Origin of the sequence: Ruegeria marina (assembly GCF_900101475.1) — a bacterium.
GTDB classification, from domain to species: Bacteria; Pseudomonadota; Alphaproteobacteria; order Rhodobacterales; family Rhodobacteraceae; genus Ruegeria_B; species Ruegeria_B marina.
In genome coordinates, this window is the sequence record NZ_FMZV01000004.1 from 305,117 (window position 1) to 322,537 (window position 17,421).

Below are 17,421 nucleotides of genomic sequence, written 5' to 3' on the forward strand. Positions count from 1 at the left end.
TTAGCGAGGTGGCAAATAGGCTCTTTTCCCCCGAGTCGCCGTGGACCTGTTCCTGACCTTCGCCCTTGTGGGCTTTTTCGCGCAACTTGCAGACAGCGCCCTGGGCATGGGGTTCGGGGTCATCTCGGCCTCGGTCCTGCTGGCACAGGGGGTGCCGCCGCCGCTGGTCTCCGCCAGTGTCAACGCGGCCAAGGTGCCGACCGGCATCGTGGCGGGGATTTCCCATGCGCTCAACGGCAATATCGACAAGGCGCTGTTTCTGCGGCTGGCGCTGGCCGGGGCCGCGGGCGGTATCGTCGGCGCGCTGATCCTGGGCGAGTTGAAACGGCCGGTTCTGACGGTGATCATCGGCAGCTATCTGCTGCTGATCGGCGGGCTGATCCTGTGGCGCGGGCTGTCGGGGCGGGCGCCGCGCCTGTTGGCGACCGGGCGGGTCTCGGCGCTGGGGGCCACCGGCGGGCTGATCGAGGGGATCGGCGGCAGCTGGGGGCCGGTGGTGACCAGCGGGCTGATCGGCGCGGGCCACGAACCGCGCCGCGCCATCGGCTCCTCGGCGCTGGCCGAGCTGGTCGTGAGCCTGACGGTGTTCCTGGTGCTGATGGCCGGGTATCATCTGGGCCGGTGGGGCACCGGGCGCGACCTGCACGAGGTTCTGCTGCCGGTGGCGGGGCTGGTGGCCGGCGGCGTGCCTGCGGCGCTGGTGGGCGGCCGGCTGGCGGCCATCGCGCCCCGGCGCCCCCTGACGGTGGCGGTGGGATTGCTGGCGATCGGGATCGGCCTGCAACGTCTGGCCTCGCTGCTCTGAGGCGGCAAGACGGGCCACAGACTACCGCCCATTCGCCAAAAGGCCGGTTGCGATTATTCGTTAAAATCTGAAGGTCTTTCAAACCTGCGTCCGGGCCGCAAGGGCAGACCGTTGAATCAGTTGGAGTATTTTTCAGGCATGTTTTGAAATCCGCCACAGGCGTCGCAAAAATGTTGCAGCGCAGAATGAGTTTTCCTTGCCAGAAGGCCGCTCGCGTTTCTAACCTTTTCCCAGAACACAGCCCGCCTCTTCTTCTACGTCGCATCGAAGGAGGGCACCGATGGGCCAACAGAGTAAGGCGACGGGTTTCACAGTATGAAGATCACGTTTCTTCTGAACGGAGAGACAGTGGAGCTGGCGGAGGCCGACCCCACCGCGACGCTGCTCGACTGGCTGCGCGAGGATCGCGGCCTGACCGGCACCAAGGAAGGCTGCAACGAGGGCGATTGCGGCGCCTGCACGGTCTCGGTGAGCGACGGCGACGGCACCCGCGCGATGAATGCCTGCATCCTGTTCCTGCCGCAGCTGCACGGCAAGGCGGTGCGCACGGTCGAGGGACTCGGCGGCACCCACCCGGCGCAGCAGGCCATGGTCGACCACCACGGCAGCCAGTGCGGCTTCTGCACCCCGGGTTTCGTGATGTCGATGGTGGCTGCCCATGCCGAGGGCGCCACCGACCATGACACGCAACTGGCGGGCAATCTCTGCCGCTGCACCGGCTACGCCCCGATCATCCGCGCCGCCCGCGCGGTCGAGGACGCGCCGAAACCCGACTGGCTTGCAACCGATCGTGCCTTCATTTCGCCGGAAATACTCCGGGGGGAGGCCGCAGGCCGGGGGGCAGAGCCCCCCTCTGCCCCCACCTCAAGCAATGAACTCGCGGCCCTTTACGAAGCCCATCCCGACGCCACGCTGGTCGCCGGGGCGACCGATGTAGGCCTCTGGGTAACCAAGCAATTGCGCGACCTGCCCAAGGTGATCTTTCTTTCCGGCTGCGCCGATCTCAATCGGATCGAGATTACCGACAGCCATGTGCGCCTTGGCGCCATGGTTGACATGAACCGCATGCGCGACACCGTCGCGCCGCTGCACCCCTCTTATGGCGAGATGATCCGCCGCTATGCCAGCGTGCAGGTGCGCAATGCTGCCACCGTCGGCGGCAATATCGCCAATGGCTCGCCCATTGGCGACAACCCGCCCGCGCTGATCGCGCTGGGAGCAACCCTGCACCTGCGCAAGGGCGACGCGCGCCGCGACCTGCCGCTCGAGGAGTTCTTCCTCGATTACGGCAAGCAGGACCGCGCGCCGGGCGAGTTTGTCGAGGCGGTGAGTTTCCCGCGCCAGCCCGACCGGCTGAAATGCTACAAGCTGTCGAAGCGCTTCGATCAGGACATCTCCGCCGTCCTCGGCTGTTTCAACATCACGGTCGAAGGCGGCACCGTTACTGCTGCCCGGATCGCCTTTGGCGGCATGGCGGGCATCCCCAAACGCGCCCGCGCGGTCGAGGCCGCGCTCATCGGCCAGCCCTGGACGCAGGAGACCGTCACCGCCGCCCTGCCCGCCTTCGAGGCCGATTTCACCCCGATGTCGGACATGCGCGCCTCGGCCCTCTACCGGATGGAGACCGCCAAGGCGTTGCTGAGCCGCTATTTCGCAGAGGATCAGGGCCACATGGCCAATGTGCTGGAGGTACGGGCATGAGCGTCACCAGACCCCTCCCCCATGACGCGGCGCCGCTGCATGTGGCCGGCAGCGCCCGGTATGTCGACGATATCCCCACCCCGCGCGACACGCTGCACCTGGCCTTTGGCCTGAGTTCCATCGCCAAGGGGCGGATCACCGCGATGGATCTGGATGCGGTGCGCAAGGCACCGGGCGTGGTGCTGGTGATGACGGCCGATGACCTGCCTTTTGCCAATGACGTCTCGCCCTCGGTCCATGACGAACCGTTCCTGTCGGACGGCAGCGTCAACTATGTGGGCCAGCCGGTGTTCCTGGTGGTGGCAACCAGCCACCTGGCCGCGCGCAAGGCGGCGCGGCTGGGCCGCATCGACTATGCCGAGGAAGAGGCGATCCTGACCATTGAACAGGCGCTGGCGGCGGACAGCCGGTTCGAGGAAGGCCCGCGCATCTATGAAAAGGGCGATGCCGAGGCGGCCATCGCAGCGGCCGCCCATGTGATCGAGGGCAGCTTCGAACTGGGCGGGCAGGAGCATTTCTATCTCGAGGGCCAGGCGGCGCTGGCGCTGCCCGGCGAGGGCGGCGACATGCTGGTGCACAGTTCCACCCAGCACCCGACCGAGATCCAGCACAAGGTGGCCGAGGCGCTGGGCGTGCCGATGCACGCCGTCCGTGTCGAGACCCGCCGCATGGGTGGCGGATTTGGCGGCAAGGAGAGCCAGGGCAACGCGCTGGCGGTGGCCTGCGCCCTGGCCGCCCGCGCCACCGGCCGGGCCTGCAAGATGCGCTATGACCGCGACGACGACATGGTGATCACCGGCAAGCGCCACGCCTTTCGCATCGCTTATCGGGCCGGATTCAACGCCGATGGCCGCATTACCGGGGTGTCCTTTCTGCACCATGTCATCTGCGGCTGGGCGCAGGACCTGTCGCTGCCGGTCGCGGACCGGGCGATGCTGCATGCTGACAACGCCTATCGCCTGCTCAATGCCCGGATCGAGAGTCACCGGCTGAAGACCAACACGCAGTCCGCCACCGCCTATCGCGGGTTTGGCGGCCCTCAGGGCATGGTCGGCATCGAGCGGGTCATGGATCACATCGCGCATGAACTGGGGATGGACCCGGTCGAACTGCGCAAGCGCAACTATTACACCTCGCGCGATGCTTTGCCCCGCCGCAAGACCGACAACACCACGCCCTACGGCCAGTTGGTCGAGGATTTCGAATTACACGAAATGACCGAAGCGCTGCTGGTCTCGTCCGACTATGCTGCGCGCAAGGCGGCGGTGGCAGCCTGGAACGCGGCCAATCCGATCGTCAAGCGGGGGATCGCGTTTTCTCCGGTGAAGTTCGGGATCTCGTTCACGCTGACCCATCTGAACCAGGCGGGCGCGCTGGTGCATGTCTACCAGGACGGGTCCGTGCACCTGAACCATGGCGGCACCGAGATGGGACAGGGCCTGTTCCAGAAGGTGGCGCAGGTGGCGGCGAGCCGCTTCGGCATTCCGCTGGAAATGGTCAAGATCACCGCGACAGATACCGCCAAGGTGCCCAATACCTCGGCCACGGCGGCCTCGTCGGGGTCGGATCTGAACGGCATGGCGGTGAAGGCCGCCTGCGACACGATCCGCGACCGGATGGCGGCGTTTCTGGCCGAACGCCATCAGGCCGACGTGGCCTCGGTGCGGTTCGCGGACGGGATGGTGGAGGTGGGTGCGGCCCGCTACAGCTTTGCCGAGGCCGCCGCGCAGAGCTATCAGGGCCGTGTCAGCCTGTCAGCCACCGGATTCTACAAGACGCCCAAGATCGAGTGGGACCGCATCCAGGGGCGCGGGCGGCCGTTCTACTATTTCGCCTATGGCGCGGCGGTGACCGAGGTCGCGGTGGATACGCTGACCGGCGAGAACCGCATCCTGCGCACCGATATCCTGCACGATGCCGGCGCTTCGCTGAACCCGGCGCTGGATATCGGCCAGGTCGAGGGCGGTTACGTGCAGGGCGCGGGCTGGCTGACCACCGAGGAACTGGTCTGGGACGAGCGCGGGCGGCTGAGGACGCATGCGCCCTCGACCTACAAGATCCCGGCCTGTTCGGACCGGCCCGAGGTGTTCAAAGTGACGCTCTGGGACGGGCAGAACCGCGAGGAGACGATCTATCGCTCCAAGGCGGTGGGCGAACCTCCCTTCATGCTGGGGATTTCTGCCTGGCTGGCGCTGTCGGATGCGGTTGCGTCCTGCGGCAGCGCCTATCCGGCGCTGAACGCACCGGCGACGGCGGAGGAGGTCTGGAAGGGCATCCGGAGGCTGCGCGATGGCATTTGACCTTGAGGAACTGCGGGCGGCGGTGGCCGCGCACGGGCCGGTGGCCCGGGTGGTGATCGCGGCGATCCGGGGATCTTCGCCGCGCGAGGTGGGCGCGGCGATGGTGGTCTGGGAGAACGGCCAGTCGGGCACCATCGGCGGCGGCGCCCTGGAGTTTCAGGCAGCCGAGGCCGCGCGGGCCGGGCGGCTGGGGCTGAGCCGCCATGCGCTGGGGCCGGAGCTGGGCCAGTGCTGCGGCGGGGCGGTGACGCTGTTGACCGAAGCCTGGGATGCGGCGCGGCTGGAGGCGATCGAAGGCGAGGTTGTAGCCCGGCCGGTGAGCGGCGCGGCACCTGCCCCGCTGGCGGTCAAGCGCCTGCTGGCGCGGGCGCGCGGACAGGGTGTGGCGCCCGAGCCGCAGCTGATCGAGGGCTGGATGGTGGAGCCGGTCCTGAAACCCGCGCGGCAGCTCTGGATCTGGGGCGCGGGCCATGTAGGCCGCGCGCTGGTGGAGGTGCTGTCGCCGCTGCCCGATATCGCCATCACCTGGGTCGATACAGGGGTGGAGCGGTTTCCCGAAACCATTCCCGCAGGGGTGACGCGTGTGCCGGCGGCACGGCCGGCGGATCTGGTACCCTATGCGCCGCGAGAGGCCGAGCATCTGATCCTGACCTATTCGCACGAACTGGACCTCGAACTGTGCAATCGCTTGCTAAGGCACGATTTTGCCTTTGCCGGGCTGATCGGCTCGGCTACCAAATGGGCGCGGTTCCGGTCGCGGCTGGCCGCGCTTGGTCATGGTTCGCAGCAGATCGCCCGCATCACCTGCCCGATCGGCGATCCCGCCCTGGGCAAGCATCCCGCCAGCATCGCCATCGGCGTTGCAGCCCGGCTCTTGAGTCCGGCGCATGGTGAAACGACAAGGAAGGAACTGCGCGCGTGAGCACACCACTTCTGAGCATCAAGGGGCTGACCAAGGCCTATCCCGGCGTCGTCGCCAACGACAATGTCAGCTTCGACATCGGCGAGGGCGAGGTGCATGCCCTGTTGGGCGAGAACGGCGCGGGCAAGTCCACGCTGGTCAAGATGATCTACGGGCTGGTCAAGCCCGACAGCGGCACCATGTCCCTGCGCGGCGCGCCCTATGCACCGCCCGAACCGCGCGCGGCGCGGGCCGACGGGATCGCCATGGTGTTCCAGCATTTCTCGCTGTTCGACGCGCTGAACGTGGCCGAGAACATCGCGCTGGGGATGGAGAACCCGCCCGCTATGGGCGATCTGGCCGCGCGCATCCGTGAGGTGAGCGAGACCTATGGCCTGCCTCTGGATCCGTTCCGCACGGTGGGTGATCTGAGCGCGGGCGAGCGGCAGCGGGTCGAGATCATCCGCTGCCTGTTGCAGGACCCGAAGCTGCTGATCATGGACGAGCCGACCAGCGTGCTGACGCCGCAGGAGGTGGAGATCCTGTTCCAGACGCTGCAAAAGCTGCGGTCCGAGGGGACCTCGATCCTTTATATCAGTCACAAGCTGGAGGAGATCCGCACGCTCTGCGACCATGCAACCATCCTGCGGCTGGGCAAGAACGTGGGCGAATGCACCCCGCGCGAGACCTCGGCCCGCGACATGGCCGAGATGATGGTGGGCACGGCGCTGAAGACGCCGCAACGTGCGGGCCGCGCATTCGGCGAGATCGCGCTGGATATCACGGGCCTGTCGGTGCCCTCGCCCAGCGAGTTCGGCACATCGCTGAAGAACCTGCACCTGACGGTACGCAAGGGCGAAGTCTTGGGCATCGGCGGGGTCGCGGGCAACGGCCAGGACGAGTTGCTGGCGGTGCTGTCGGGCGAGATCCTGACGGCTGCGGATGCGGTCAAGAAGGACGGCCAGCCGGTGGGCCGGATGGGGCCGACCGCGCGGCGGCGGCTGGGCCTGCTCACCGCCCCCGAAGAGCGGCTGGGCCATGCGGCGGCACCGAACATGAGCCTGACGGAAAACGCGCTGCTCACCGGGTCGGTGCGCGAGGGGCTGGAAAGCAACGGGTTCCTGAAATGGGCCGAGACGCGCGATTTCGCCGAGCGGATCATCAAGGCCTTCGACGTGCGCACGCCGGGGCCGGAGAACGCGGCGCGGTCGCTGTCGGGCGGCAACCTGCAGAAGTTCGTGATCGGGCGCGAGGTGTTGCAGAACCCCGACGTGCTGGTGGTGAACCAGCCGACCTGGGGCGTGGACGCGGCGGCTGCGGCGGCGATCCGGCAGGCGCTGCTGGACCTGGCGGCCAGGGGCACGGCGGTGATCTGCATCAGCCAGGACCTGGACGAACTGATGGAGATCTCGGACACGTTCGCGGCGCTGAACGAGGGGCGGCTGAGTACACCGCGCACCACGACCGGGCTGACGGTGGACGAGATCGGCCTGATGATGGGCGGCGCCCACGGGATGGAGGTGGCGCATGTCTGACCGCAGCCCGAGACAAGCTAACAACAAGAACACCGTGATTGGGGGGACGCGCGGATGATCGTTCTGGAGAAACGGCCGCAGCCGTCGCGCGCCTGGTCGATGGCGACGCCGCTGGTGGCGGTGCTGGCCACGATGTTTTTCGGCGGGCTGCTGTTCGCGGCCCTGGGCAAGAACCCGGTGGAGGCGATCGGCACCATCTTCTGGGAGCCGCTGTTCGGCGAATATGCGTTCTACTATCGGCCGCAACTGCTGGTGAAGGGGGCGCCGCTGGTGCTGATCGCCATCGGCCTTTCGCTGGGCTTTCGCGCGGGCATCTGGAACATCGGGGCCGAGGGGCAGTACATCATGGGCGCCATCGTGGGCGCCGGTGTGGGGCTGGCCTTCTATCCGATGGAGGCATTCTACATCTTTCCGCTGATGGTGGTCGCAGGCGCACTGGGCGGCTGGGCCTGGGCGATGATCCCGGCCTTCCTCAAGGTGCGGTTCGGCACCAACGAGATCCTGGTGTCGCTGATGCTGGTCTATGTGGCCGAGCAGCTTCTAGCCTCGATGTCGCTTGGGTTGTTGAAGAACCCCGAGGGCTTCGGCTTTCCCGGCTCGCGCAACCTGCAATCCTATGGCAGCGCGCATAATGCCGAGCTGATCGAAGGATCGGGAATGCATTGGGGCGTGGTGGCGGCGCTGATCGCGGTGATATTCGCCTATGTGCTGCTCAACCGGCACATGACCGGGTTCCACATCCGCCTGACCGGCGAGGCGCCGCGGGCGGCGCGGTTCGCCGGCGTGCGCCCGGCCCGGCTGATCCTGTTCTGCCTGGGCGTGTCGGGCGCGCTGGCGGGGCTGGCGGGGCTGTTCGAGGTCTCGGGCCCGTCGGGCCAGGTCAGCATCGACTTCAACGTGGGCTATGGCTTTACCGCGATCATCGTGGCCTTTCTGGGTCGGTTGCATCCGGTGGGCATCCTGCTGGCCGGTGGACTGATGGCGCTGACCTATATCGGTGGCGAAATCGCGCAGGGCAGTCTGGGCCTGCCTGCCGCCGCGATCCAGGTGTTCCAGGGGATGCTGTTGTTCTTCCTGCTGGCGCTGGATCTGTTGACCAATTACCGCATCCGTGCGGCCCGCAAGGAGGTGGCGTGAACCATGGACCTGTCTGCAATCAATCCCGTCCTGCTGGTGGCCTCTCTCATGGTCGCGGCAACCCCCCTCTTGCTGGCCGCGATCGGCGAACTGGTGGTGGAGCGCGCGGGCGTACTGAACCTGGGCGTCGAGGGCATGATGATCGTCGGGGCGATCAGCGGTTTTGCCATCGCGGTCGAGACCGGCTCGCCCTGGCTGGGGTTCATCGGCGCCGCCGTGGGCGGCGCGATCCTGTCGCTCTTGTTCGTGGTGCTGACCCAGGTGGCGCTGGCCAACCAGGTGGCGAGCGGCCTGGCGCTGACGCTGTTCGGCCTGGGGCTGAGCGCGCTGATGGGCCAATCCTATGTCGGGATCAAGCCGCCGGCGATGGGCAAGCTCGACATTCCGGTGCTGAGCGACCTGCCGGTCGTGGGGCCGATCCTGTTCAGCCATGACCTGATCCTCTATCTCGGCATCGCGCTGACGGCGGCGGTCTGGTGGATGCTGAAATACAGCCGCATGGGCCTGATCCTGCGCGCGGTGGGCGAGAATCACGATGCGGCGCACGCGCTGGGCTACAAGGTGATCCGCATTCGCATCCTGGCGATCCTGTTTGGCGGCGCCTGTGCCGGTCTGGGCGGGGCCTATATCAGCCTCATTCGCGTACCGCAGTGGACCGAGGGCATGACCGCCGGTGTCGGCTGGATCGCGCTGGCGCTGGTGGTTTTTGCCAGCTGGAAGCCGTGGCGGGCGCTGTTGGGTGCCTATCTCTTTGGCGGCGTCACGGTCATTCAGCTCAATCTGCAAGCGGCGGGCGTTGCCATCCCGGTCGAGTATCTGGCAATGTCCCCTTACGTCATCACCATCCTTGTTCTTGTCATCCTTTCGGCGGACAAGAGCAGGGCACCGGCCTCGCTCGGCCGCATTTTCCACGCCTCTCACTGACGAGAGCAAATAAAGAACCAAACAGGGGAGTTCCTAGATGAAGTTCACGTCTCTTCTCGCAACCGCCGCGATGGCGCTGGGTCTGGCGACCGGCGCGATGGCGGAGGACAAGACCAAGGTCGGTTTTGTCTATGTCGGCCCCGTGGGCGACGGCGGCTGGACCTACGAGCACAACCAGGGCCGGCTGGCCGTCGAAGAGCATTTCGGCGACAAGGTCGAGACCGTGTTCGTCGAAAGCGTGCCCGAGGGCCCGGATGCCGAGCGGGTGATGACCCAGATGGCGCTGGAAGGCGCCGACCTGATCTTTACCACCTCGTTCGGCTACATGGACCCGACGATCAACGTGGCCAAGAAGTTCCCGAAGGTGAAGTTCGAGCATGCCACCGGCTACAAGCAGGCCGAGAACGTGTCCGTCTATTCGGCCCGCTTCTATGAGGGCCGTGCGGTGCAGGGCACCATCGCCGGGCGCATGACCAAGTCGAACATCGTGGGCTACATCGGCTCCTACCCGATCCCCGAAGTGATCCGGGGCATCAACTCGGCCTTCATCCACGCCCGCAAGGTGAACCCGGACGTGCAGTTCAAGATCGTCTGGGCCTATACCTGGTTCGACCCGGCGAAAGAGGCCGACGCCGCCAAGGTACTGATCGAACAGGGTGCCGACGTGATCCTGCAACATACCGATTCGACCGCGCCGCAGGCCGCCGCGCAGGCCGCCGGCAACGTGATCACCTTTGGCCAGGCTTCGGACATGGCCGAATACGCGCCGCTGCCGCGTGTCAGCTCGATCATCGACAACTGGGCGCCCTATTACATCGCCCGCACCCAGGCGGTGATGGACGGCACCTGGACCAGCACCAGCACCTGGGACGGCATCGGGCCCGGCATGGTGGGCATCGGCGAGATTTCCGACGCGGTTCCCGCCGAGGTGAAGGCCGAAGCGCTGGCGCTGAAGGACGCGATCGCAAGCGGCGCATACCACCCCTTCACCGGCCCGCTGAAGAAGCAGGACGGTTCGGACTGGCTCGCCGAGGGCGAAACCGCCGATGACGGCACGCTGGCCGGCATGAACTTCTACGTCGAAGGCATCGAAGGCGACATTCCGAACTGATCGGAGCGCCGGAAGGAACAGGAAGGCCCCGCGCAGCGGCGCGGGGCCTTTCTTTTGGCTTGGGCAGCTGTGCCGTCACCCGCCCCCTGCCTGCCGGCTTCCGGGTATTTGATTGTCAGGCGGCTGCGACAGGTTCTAGACTGGTCGCGCTTTCGACTGGTTTATTGGAGAGGCCGGATGCCTCCGAGAACGCAGTATGCAAGAAGCGGCGATGTCCACATCGCCTATCAGGTTTTCGGCCATGGGCCGAAGAACCTCGTCCTGGTCCCCGGCTTCGTGTCGCAGATCGAGACCTACTGGGAGGAACCGAACTGGGCGCGCTGGCTGGACCGTCTGGGTCAGTTCGCCCGCGTCGCGTTGTTCGACAAGCGCGGAACCGGCCTGTCCGACCGTGGCGTCGCGGTGCCCGACATGGACAAGCGCATGGACGACATCCGGGCGGTGATGGATGCCGCCGGCATGGAGACAGCCTTCGTGATGGGAATATCCGAGGGCGGCTCGCTGGCGTCGGTATTCGCCGCCTATCAGGCGCCGCGTTGCGATGGATTGATCCTCTATGGCGCCTTCGCCAGTTTCGAGTCTTGGTTTCCGACCCAAGAGGCGCTGGAGGAGCTTTTCGACTATGCCGAGACGTCCTGGGGAACCGGGGCGGCGCTGCCGATGTTCTGCCCGGACAGCGGACATAACCAGGCGTTTCAGGACTGGTGGGGGAAATACGAGAGAACGGGCGCCTCGCCGCGTGATCTGATCGAGATCATGAAGGTGAACAGCAAGATCGACATCAAGGATATCCTGCCCGCCATCCGGATCCCCACACTGGTGATGCACAAGACCGAGGACGCGCTGATCGACATCGAAGGCGGCCGCACGCTGGCGCGGCTGATCCCCGGCGCGACGCTGATCGAACTGGAGGGCCGCGACCACTTCGTCTTTCTCGGCAAGGAGGGCGAGCAGATCCTGGCCGAAGTGAACGCCTTCGTCACCGGCAGCAGGCCCGCCCCGGTGTTCAACCGCGTTCTGGCGGCGGTGGTGTTCACCGATATCGTCGAGTCGACCCTTCGGGCCGAAACCCTCGGGGATGCGGAATGGCGCGCCATCCTGGATGCGCATGACAGGGCGGTGCGGGACCAGCTGAGCCTGTTTCACGGGCACGAGGTCAAGACCCTGGGCGACGGGTTTCTGGCCACGTTCGACGGACCCGGCCGCGCCATTCATTGCGCCAAGGCCATCGAGGAGGCCGTTGGCAAACTGGGCATCCCGGTCCGGATCGGCGTTCACACCGGCGAGGTCGAGGTGACCGATGACGATGTCCGCGGCATCGCCGTCAACATCGCTGCGCGCATTGCCCAGCTGGGCAACGGCGGCGATATCCTCGTGTCCCGCACGGTAAAGGACCTGGTGGCGGGCTCGGGCCTGGATTTCGAGGATCTCGGCAGCCACCGGCTCAGGGGGTTGAGCGATGAATGGAGCGTCTACCGGGCGCTTTAGCGGGCATTGCTAATGCCCGCCGCTGAGCACCAGTGTCCTGACCGGCATGAGCAGCGTCTGGATGCGCAGCAGGATCGCGTGCACCAGGCCGACCGTATCGACCACGTGCAGGAACAGCCAGCGGCCAGTGCTCATCTCCTGATCATGAAGGATGTCGTGGTTGTTGGTATAGGCATTGGCAAGGCAGTTCGAGCCCGCGGGAATTCCGTCGGCCTGGCCGGCATAGACCGGGTCCATATACACGGTCACAGTCCCCGGGCGGGCGTTGTCCTGCGGATCGACCAGCACGTCGGTGGGCCGGATCTGGCCCGAGGGAACCACGTCCTGGATGCCAACGATCACCATCGGGATAACGGTGAACGGTCTCGACAGGCAGGTCATCTCGGCATACATGCCCGGCTTGAGCACCCCGGCCGCGATCTGGTGGAACCCCGCGACGAACCGGTGCTTGTCTACATATTCCGTGGGCACCAGGATGCCGGCGGGGCGCAGCACCGGGTTGATGTAGTCGCCGACCTGAAGGCCGAACTGTTCCACCGTGCCCGAAACCCCGGCAAAGACGCTGGTCTTGGCAAGCTCGGTTTTCGCCTGTTCCAGCGCCGCCTGGGCGCTGGCCTGCTGGGCGGGGATCAGCACGCGGATCTGTTCCTCGACCGCCTGCTGCTGGGCGCGGGCGGCGTCCAGCTCGCCCTCGCGGATGCCGACCTCGTTGGTGAAGCGGTCCAGTTCGGCCTGCCGGGCCGCGCTGGAGCCGCGGTTGATTAGCTCCTGTTCGCGGGCCAGATCCTCTTGCGACTGCTTCAGCGCCGCCTCGGCGCGGGTGACGGCGCCCTGCGCTGCGGCCAGATTGGCCTGCGCCACCACCAGCGAGGCCTCGACCTCTTCCACCCGGCGTTCGGCGGTCTCGACCGCGGCGCGCTGGCTGGCGTCGTCGAGCCGGAACAGCAGGTCGCCCGCCGCGACCTGCTGGTTGTTGGTCACGTGAACTTCGGCCACCCGGCCGCCCGTCTCGGGCAGGATGGTCACGGTGCGGAAGAAGGACCGCACGTTCGAAGTGGAGGGGTGATAGAAGAACACCAGCGTGATCAGCGAGATGGTGAGAAGGGCGCAGAGCGTGATGCCATAGCGCAGCTCGTACCACATGGAGAAGAAGGTGATCTCGTGCCCCCAGCGCTTGCCCTGACGGTAGCGGCGGTAGAGGTAATCGGGCAGGATGGTGACAAGCGAACAGATCAGAAGCTCAAACATCGCGGGGCGCCTCCGGATCGACAGATCTGGCCGGCGGCGGCGTTTCAGATGGCGTGGACATCCGGCTCAGGATGCCGCTGAGCGAGCTTGCCATCGACTGGATCGGGGTCAGGAAATCCGGCAACCTGAAGGCGGCGAGCAGCAGGGCGGCCACCCAGAAGATGTTGTTATGAGTAAAAAGCGCGATCAGCGCGAGAATGCCGATCACCTGGAACTGGGTGTGGTTGCCGTGATGCGCCATGCGTTCCGGCAGGGCGTGCAGCGTGAAGTACATCGCGCCGATGAACACGATGAGGGCGATGGTAAAGGCCGCGACCCCGACGAACAGCGGGTCGCTTCCATCCGCTCCCGGAAGGTAGCCCGGCAGGTGCGCCGTGGCCATGGGATGCATTTCAGCTGTGTTCATGCCGTTATCCTGTCTGAGCCCGAGTGTCCTGACGCGACTATGCGGTCCGGCGGGTTTGCAGGCAAGTCGATGTGGCCGTCTGTTTGCCCTTTTCGGCCAGCGCGGGGCGTGCCATGGTCTGCCCCATGACACGTATCCTGACCACTCTCGACGGCACGGACGCGCGTGGATTTGCCTTTGGCACCATGCAGTTCGGGGGCCGTGCCGATACGGCCGCCAGCCGCCAGATGTATGACGCCTGCCGCGCGGCGGGCATCGCCCATTTCGACACCGCTTATGTCTATACCGGCGGCCAGTCCGAGACCCTGCTGGGCGGGATGATCAAGGCCGAGCGCGAGCGGCTGCTGATCGCCACCAAGGTGGGATATGACGGAGGCGCGGGGGCCGCCAATATGCGGGCGCAGCTGGACGTCTCGCGGTCGCGGCTGGGGCTTGACATGATCGATGCACTTTATCTGCACCGGTTCGATCCCGAGACCGACCTGAACGAGACGATGGAATGCTTCGCGCAGCTGCGCGACGAGGGGAAGATCCGCTATGTCGGCCTGTCGAATTTCGCCGCCTGGCAGGTGATGAAGGCGGTGGCCATCGCGGCGCGGTTCGACCTGACGGTCGACCTGGTGCAGCCGATGTACAACCTGGTCAAGCGCCAGGCCGAGGTCGAGATCCTGCCGATTTGCGCCGATCAGGCGATCAACGTCGCGGCCTATTCGCCGCTGGGCGGCGGTCTCTTGACCGGCAAATATGCCGGGGGCGGCGCCGGGCGGCTGACCGAGGACGACCGCTATGCCGCGCGCTACGGGCTGGACTGGATGCCGCGCGCTGCCGAAGGGCTGGTGCGGATCGGGGCGGAACTGGGGGTCGATCCGGCGACGCTGGCGGTGGCCTGGGTCGCGGCCAGCCCTCTGGGGGCGCAACCCATCGTCTCGGCCCGCTCGACCGAACAGTTGCGCCCGTCGCTGGCGGCGATGGGGTTCGAGATGTCGCCGGAGCTTTATGCGCGGCTCTCGGCGCTGAGCCCGACGCCACCGCCGGCAACCGACAGGATCGAGGAACAGGCATGATCGACTTTCTGGTAATCGGCGGCGGCATCGCCGGGCTGAGCGCGGGCGCGCGCCTGTCGGCGCATGGCAAGGTCACGGTGCTGGAGGCCGAAGAGGCGCTGGGGTACCACGCCTCGGGCCGCTCGGCCGCGCTGTTCGAGGCGGCCTATGGCAAGCCCGCGGTGGTGGCGCTGAACCGGGCCAGCGCCGACTATCACCACACCGCCAATGGTGGCTACCTGACCCCGCGGGGGCTGATGCTGCTGGGCGGCTCCGATCAGGCGGAGTCATTCGAGACGGATGTCGCCGATATGGAGATGGAGCCGATCCCGTTCGAGACGGCACGCGCCATGGTGCCGATCCTGAACCCCGAGACGGTGGCCTTTACCGCGCATCATGCCCAGGCCTGGGACATCGACACCGACCGGCTGATGCAGGATTTCGCGCGGGTGATCCGTGCCAATGGCGGCGCGGTGCTGACCCGGCAGCGGGTGACGCGGATCTCTCGCGGCGCGGTCTGGCAGGTCGAGGCCGGAGAGGTGTTCGAGGCACGCAATATCGTCAATGCGGCCGGGGCCTGGGCCGATCAGGTGGCAGGAATGGCCGGGGTGGCGCCGATCGGCTTGCAACCCTATCGCCGGTCTATGGCGCGTATCCCGGCGCCGGGCGGCCATGACCTGAGCGGCTGGCCGATGCTGATGGGCGTGGGCGAGACCTGGTATGCCAAGCCCGATGCCGGCAAGCTGATCGTCTCGCCCGCCGATGCCGACCCGGTGGAGCCACAGGACGCCTGGGCCGACGACATGGTGCTGGCCGAGGGGCTGGCGCGCTATCAGGAGATGGTGACCGAGGAAGTGACCCGGATGGAAAGCAACTGGGCGGGCTTGCGCAGCTTTGCCCCCGACCGGGTGCTGGTGCTGGGGCCTGACCCGGACCAGCGCGATTTCATCTGGTGTGCCGGTCAGGGCGGATACGGGTTCCAGACCTCGCCGGCGGCTTCGCAGCTGCTGTGCGATCTGGTGACGGGTGCCGCGCCCGAGATCGAAGCCGGGGTGGTGGCGCAGTTGCGGCCGGAGCGGCTGAGATGAGCCGCAAGCCGCCCCCGGTCGCCAGTGTCGCCACGCAAGGAGAAGGCGCACGCATGATTGCCCCGGCGGCAAGCCGCAACGTGGGTGTGCTGTGCGACCTGCTGGAGCAGGTGGCCCCGCATCGGGGCCGGGCGCTGGAACTGGCCAGCGGCACCGGCCAGCATGTCAGTGCCTTTGCCGAACGGTTGCCGGGGCTGCATTGGCAACCCACCGAGGTGGATACCCAGCGCCGCGCCAGCATCGACGCCTATTGCGAGGGCTTGGACAATGTCGCCCCCGCGCAGGCGCTGAACGCCACCCGCCCCGGCTGGGCTGCCGAATGGGCGGGGCAGGATCTGGTGGTGCTGATAAACCTCCTGCACCTGATATCCGGGGCAGAGGCGGCGACGCTGATTGCCGAGGCTGCCACAGCACTGAACCCCGGCGGGCGTCTGGTGATCTATGGCCCTTTCATGCGGGCGGGTGAGTTGACCAGCGAGGGCGACGAACGGTTCCACGCGGCGCTGACCGCCAAGGACCCAGAGATCGGCTACAAGGACGATTTCGACACGATGGACCTGATGCAGGGCGCCGGGCTGGAGATGGCCGAGGTGATCGAGATGCCCGCCAACAACCTGGCGCTGGTGGCGGAAAAACCGCGGGTCTGATCCAGATCAAGGCCGCGGTCTCGGCAATGCTTACATATGCGAACAGCAAAATATGTGTAAGGACATGATATGAGCTGGAACGACAAGCTGGCCGCCACCCGCGCCGGGCTGCGCAACCTGAACGGAGCGATTCCCGAGACCGCCCGCGCCTTTGGCGCGCTGGGAAAATCGGTGAAGGAAGGCGGCACGCTGGATTTCAAGACCAAGGAATTCGTGGCGCTCGGCATTTCGGTGGCGTCGCGCTGCGAACCCTGCATCTCGCTGCATGTCGAAGCGCTGGTCAAGGCAGGTGCCAGCCGCGCCGAAGTGGCCGACGTGCTGGCGATGTCGATCCAGATGGGCGGTGGCCCCTCGATGATGTACGCCGCCAAGGCGCTGGAATGCTTCGACGAACTGGCGGGATGACAGGCGGCAGGTTCAGCCGCTCGACACCAGTACGCATTCGAATTCGCTGCCGTCCGGGTCGGGGTCGCGATACATCGCACTGTCGCCCTTGATCCAGATCGAGCGGCCGAAGCTGCCTTGGTATTTCGCGCCTGACCCGGTCGGCACCAGAGATCCGGTGTCGATGCTGTCGCCCCGTTCGAACCGGACGCTGGGCAGTTCGGTGGCGTAGAAATAGGTTACAACCTCGTTCGCCGGGTTGCCGCCGCAGGACCAGAAGGAGATGCCGTTCGGGTCCTCCAGCATCCAGCGCGCCACCAGTTCGCCGTCGCGCCGCAGGTAGCTGTCGGCGACGCAGGCGCGCAGGTCATCGGCCTTCCAGCAGTCGTCGCGGCCCTTGATCCAGCCGCGTTGCTCGGCGCGAAGCTGTTTCTCGGCTTCGGCAGCCCCTGCGTCGAGCCCCTTGACCACGTCGAGCGCGGCAACATAGCGCCCGGTGACGAGCCGGTCGAGCCGTGCCAGATCGGCATCCTGGCAGATCAGGTTCTCCGCGTCGCTCTGCGCCTTGGCGCAGTCGAAGGCGGGGCCTTGTTGGGCAAACGCGGGGGCAGCCAGCAACAGGCAGGCGACGAAATAGGCGCGCATGACGGGTGTCTCCTCAATGACGACCTGAAATTCATACTCAGTCTAGCACATCGCCGAC

Annotated in this window: 16 protein-coding genes; 13 read left to right on the top strand and 3 right to left on the bottom strand. The window is 66.5% G+C overall.

Going from position 1 to position 17,421, the window contains the following annotated elements; all coding sequences use genetic code 11:
• The first annotated feature begins 40 nt into the window (after positions 1-40).
• From BLT75_RS08175 to BLT75_RS08215, 9 genes are all read left to right on the top strand, one after another.
• The gene (locus BLT75_RS08175) at positions 41-805 is read left to right on the top strand and encodes a sulfite exporter TauE/SafE family protein (RefSeq protein ID WP_093029609.1); all 765 of its coding nucleotides are present in this window, start codon (positions 41-43) and stop codon (positions 803-805) included.
• A gap of 315 nt (positions 806-1,120) precedes the next feature.
• Positions 1,121-2,506, top strand: coding sequence for a xanthine dehydrogenase small subunit (gene xdhA / locus BLT75_RS08180; RefSeq protein WP_093029611.1), 1,386 nt, complete (start codon positions 1,121-1,123; stop codon positions 2,504-2,506).
• Entirely contained in the window at positions 2,503-4,806 is a 2,304-nt protein-coding gene (gene xdhB, locus BLT75_RS08185) for a xanthine dehydrogenase molybdopterin binding subunit (RefSeq protein ID WP_093029613.1), read from the top strand. The genes xdhA and xdhB overlap by 4 nt, the downstream gene beginning before the upstream one ends.
• Positions 4,796-5,728 (top strand): xanthine dehydrogenase accessory protein XdhC, encoded by a 933-nt coding sequence (xdhC, locus tag BLT75_RS08190; RefSeq protein WP_093029615.1) that lies wholly within the window; start codon positions 4,796-4,798, stop codon positions 5,726-5,728. The genes xdhB and xdhC overlap by 11 nt, the downstream gene beginning before the upstream one ends.
• The gene (locus BLT75_RS08195; protein WP_093029617.1) at positions 5,725-7,242 is read left to right on the top strand and encodes an ABC transporter ATP-binding protein; all 1,518 of its coding nucleotides are present in this window, start codon (positions 5,725-5,727) and stop codon (positions 7,240-7,242) included. Before xdhC ends, BLT75_RS08195 begins: the two co-directional genes overlap by 4 nt.
• A 54-nt stretch (positions 7,243-7,296) precedes the next feature.
• The gene (locus tag BLT75_RS08200; protein ID WP_093029619.1) at positions 7,297-8,379 is read left to right on the top strand and encodes an ABC transporter permease; all 1,083 of its coding nucleotides are present in this window, start codon (positions 7,297-7,299) and stop codon (positions 8,377-8,379) included.
• 3 nt (positions 8,380-8,382) lie between these two features.
• Positions 8,383-9,303: an ABC transporter permease gene (locus BLT75_RS08205; protein ID WP_093029621.1), complete on the top strand. Its 921-nt coding sequence runs from the start codon at positions 8,383-8,385 to the stop codon at positions 9,301-9,303.
• A 37-nt stretch (positions 9,304-9,340) separates the two neighbouring features.
• The gene (locus BLT75_RS08210; RefSeq protein ID WP_093029623.1) at positions 9,341-10,414 is read left to right on the top strand and encodes a BMP family ABC transporter substrate-binding protein; all 1,074 of its coding nucleotides are present in this window, start codon (positions 9,341-9,343) and stop codon (positions 10,412-10,414) included.
• A gap of 177 nt (positions 10,415-10,591) precedes the next feature.
• Entirely contained in the window at positions 10,592-11,902 is a 1,311-nt protein-coding gene (locus BLT75_RS08215; RefSeq protein WP_093029625.1) for an adenylate/guanylate cyclase domain-containing protein, read from the top strand.
• Positions 11,903-11,911: 9 nt separating this feature from the next.
• Here BLT75_RS08215 and BLT75_RS08220 read toward each other — a convergent pair whose 3' ends face one another.
• Together BLT75_RS08220 and BLT75_RS08225 are read right to left on the bottom strand one after the other, a co-directional pair.
• Positions 11,912-13,150 (bottom strand): HlyD family secretion protein, encoded by a 1,239-nt coding sequence (locus tag BLT75_RS08220; protein WP_093029627.1) that lies wholly within the window; start codon positions 13,148-13,150, stop codon positions 11,912-11,914.
• The gene (locus BLT75_RS08225; protein ID WP_093029629.1) at positions 13,143-13,556 is read right to left on the bottom strand and encodes a hypothetical protein; all 414 of its coding nucleotides are present in this window, start codon (positions 13,554-13,556) and stop codon (positions 13,143-13,145) included. Before BLT75_RS08225 ends, BLT75_RS08220 begins: the two co-directional genes overlap by 8 nt.
• Before the next feature lie 125 nt (positions 13,557-13,681).
• Between BLT75_RS08225 and BLT75_RS08230 the strand changes: the two genes are divergently transcribed.
• From BLT75_RS08230 to BLT75_RS08245, 4 genes are all read left to right on the top strand, one after another.
• On the top strand, positions 13,682-14,620 hold the full coding sequence (locus BLT75_RS08230) for an aldo/keto reductase (RefSeq protein ID WP_093029631.1): 939 nt from the start codon (positions 13,682-13,684) through the stop codon (positions 14,618-14,620).
• Positions 14,617-15,687: an NAD(P)/FAD-dependent oxidoreductase gene (locus tag BLT75_RS08235; RefSeq protein ID WP_093029633.1), complete on the top strand. Its 1,071-nt coding sequence runs from the start codon at positions 14,617-14,619 to the stop codon at positions 15,685-15,687. The genes BLT75_RS08230 and BLT75_RS08235 overlap by 4 nt, the downstream gene beginning before the upstream one ends.
• Entirely contained in the window at positions 15,684-16,334 is a 651-nt protein-coding gene (locus BLT75_RS08240) for a DUF938 domain-containing protein (RefSeq protein WP_093029635.1), read from the top strand. The genes BLT75_RS08235 and BLT75_RS08240 overlap by 4 nt, the downstream gene beginning before the upstream one ends.
• Positions 16,335-16,403: 69 nt before the next feature.
• On the top strand, positions 16,404-16,739 hold the full coding sequence (locus BLT75_RS08245; protein ID WP_093029637.1) for a carboxymuconolactone decarboxylase family protein: 336 nt from the start codon (positions 16,404-16,406) through the stop codon (positions 16,737-16,739).
• Positions 16,740-16,751: 12 nt separating this feature from the next.
• Here BLT75_RS08245 and BLT75_RS08250 read toward each other — a convergent pair whose 3' ends face one another.
• The gene (locus tag BLT75_RS08250) at positions 16,752-17,363 is read right to left on the bottom strand and encodes an MliC family protein (RefSeq protein ID WP_093029638.1); all 612 of its coding nucleotides are present in this window, start codon (positions 17,361-17,363) and stop codon (positions 16,752-16,754) included.
• Positions 17,364-17,421: the final 58 nt, after the last annotated feature.

Bases quoted from the DNA above. Each gene is read 5' to 3' on its own strand.
- BLT75_RS08240 (WP_093029635.1), top strand. From the start codon at position 15,684: ATGAGCCGCAAGCCGCCCCCGGTCGCCAGTGTCGCCACGCAAGGAGAA.
- BLT75_RS08225 (WP_093029629.1), bottom strand. From the start codon at position 13,556: ATGAACACAGCTGAAATGCATCCCATGGCCACGGCGCACCTGCCGGGC.
- BLT75_RS08210 (WP_093029623.1), top strand. From the start codon at position 9,341: ATGAAGTTCACGTCTCTTCTCGCAACCGCCGCGATGGCGCTGGGTCTG.
- xdhA (WP_093029611.1), top strand. From the start codon at position 1,121: ATGAAGATCACGTTTCTTCTGAACGGAGAGACAGTGGAGCTGGCGGAG.
- BLT75_RS08215 (WP_093029625.1), top strand. From the start codon at position 10,592: ATGCCTCCGAGAACGCAGTATGCAAGAAGCGGCGATGTCCACATCGCC.
- BLT75_RS08205 (WP_093029621.1), top strand. From the start codon at position 8,383: ATGGACCTGTCTGCAATCAATCCCGTCCTGCTGGTGGCCTCTCTCATG.
- BLT75_RS08230 (WP_093029631.1), top strand. From the start codon at position 13,682: ATGACACGTATCCTGACCACTCTCGACGGCACGGACGCGCGTGGATTT.
- BLT75_RS08200 (WP_093029619.1), top strand. From the start codon at position 7,297: ATGATCGTTCTGGAGAAACGGCCGCAGCCGTCGCGCGCCTGGTCGATG.
- BLT75_RS08220 (WP_093029627.1), bottom strand. From the start codon at position 13,150: ATGTTTGAGCTTCTGATCTGTTCGCTTGTCACCATCCTGCCCGATTAC.
- xdhB (WP_093029613.1), top strand. From the start codon at position 2,503: ATGAGCGTCACCAGACCCCTCCCCCATGACGCGGCGCCGCTGCATGTG.
- BLT75_RS08245 (WP_093029637.1), top strand. From the start codon at position 16,404: ATGAGCTGGAACGACAAGCTGGCCGCCACCCGCGCCGGGCTGCGCAAC.
- BLT75_RS08235 (WP_093029633.1), top strand. From the start codon at position 14,617: ATGATCGACTTTCTGGTAATCGGCGGCGGCATCGCCGGGCTGAGCGCG.
- xdhC (WP_093029615.1), top strand. From the start codon at position 4,796: ATGGCATTTGACCTTGAGGAACTGCGGGCGGCGGTGGCCGCGCACGGG.
- BLT75_RS08250 (WP_093029638.1), bottom strand. From the start codon at position 17,363: ATGCGCGCCTATTTCGTCGCCTGCCTGTTGCTGGCTGCCCCCGCGTTT.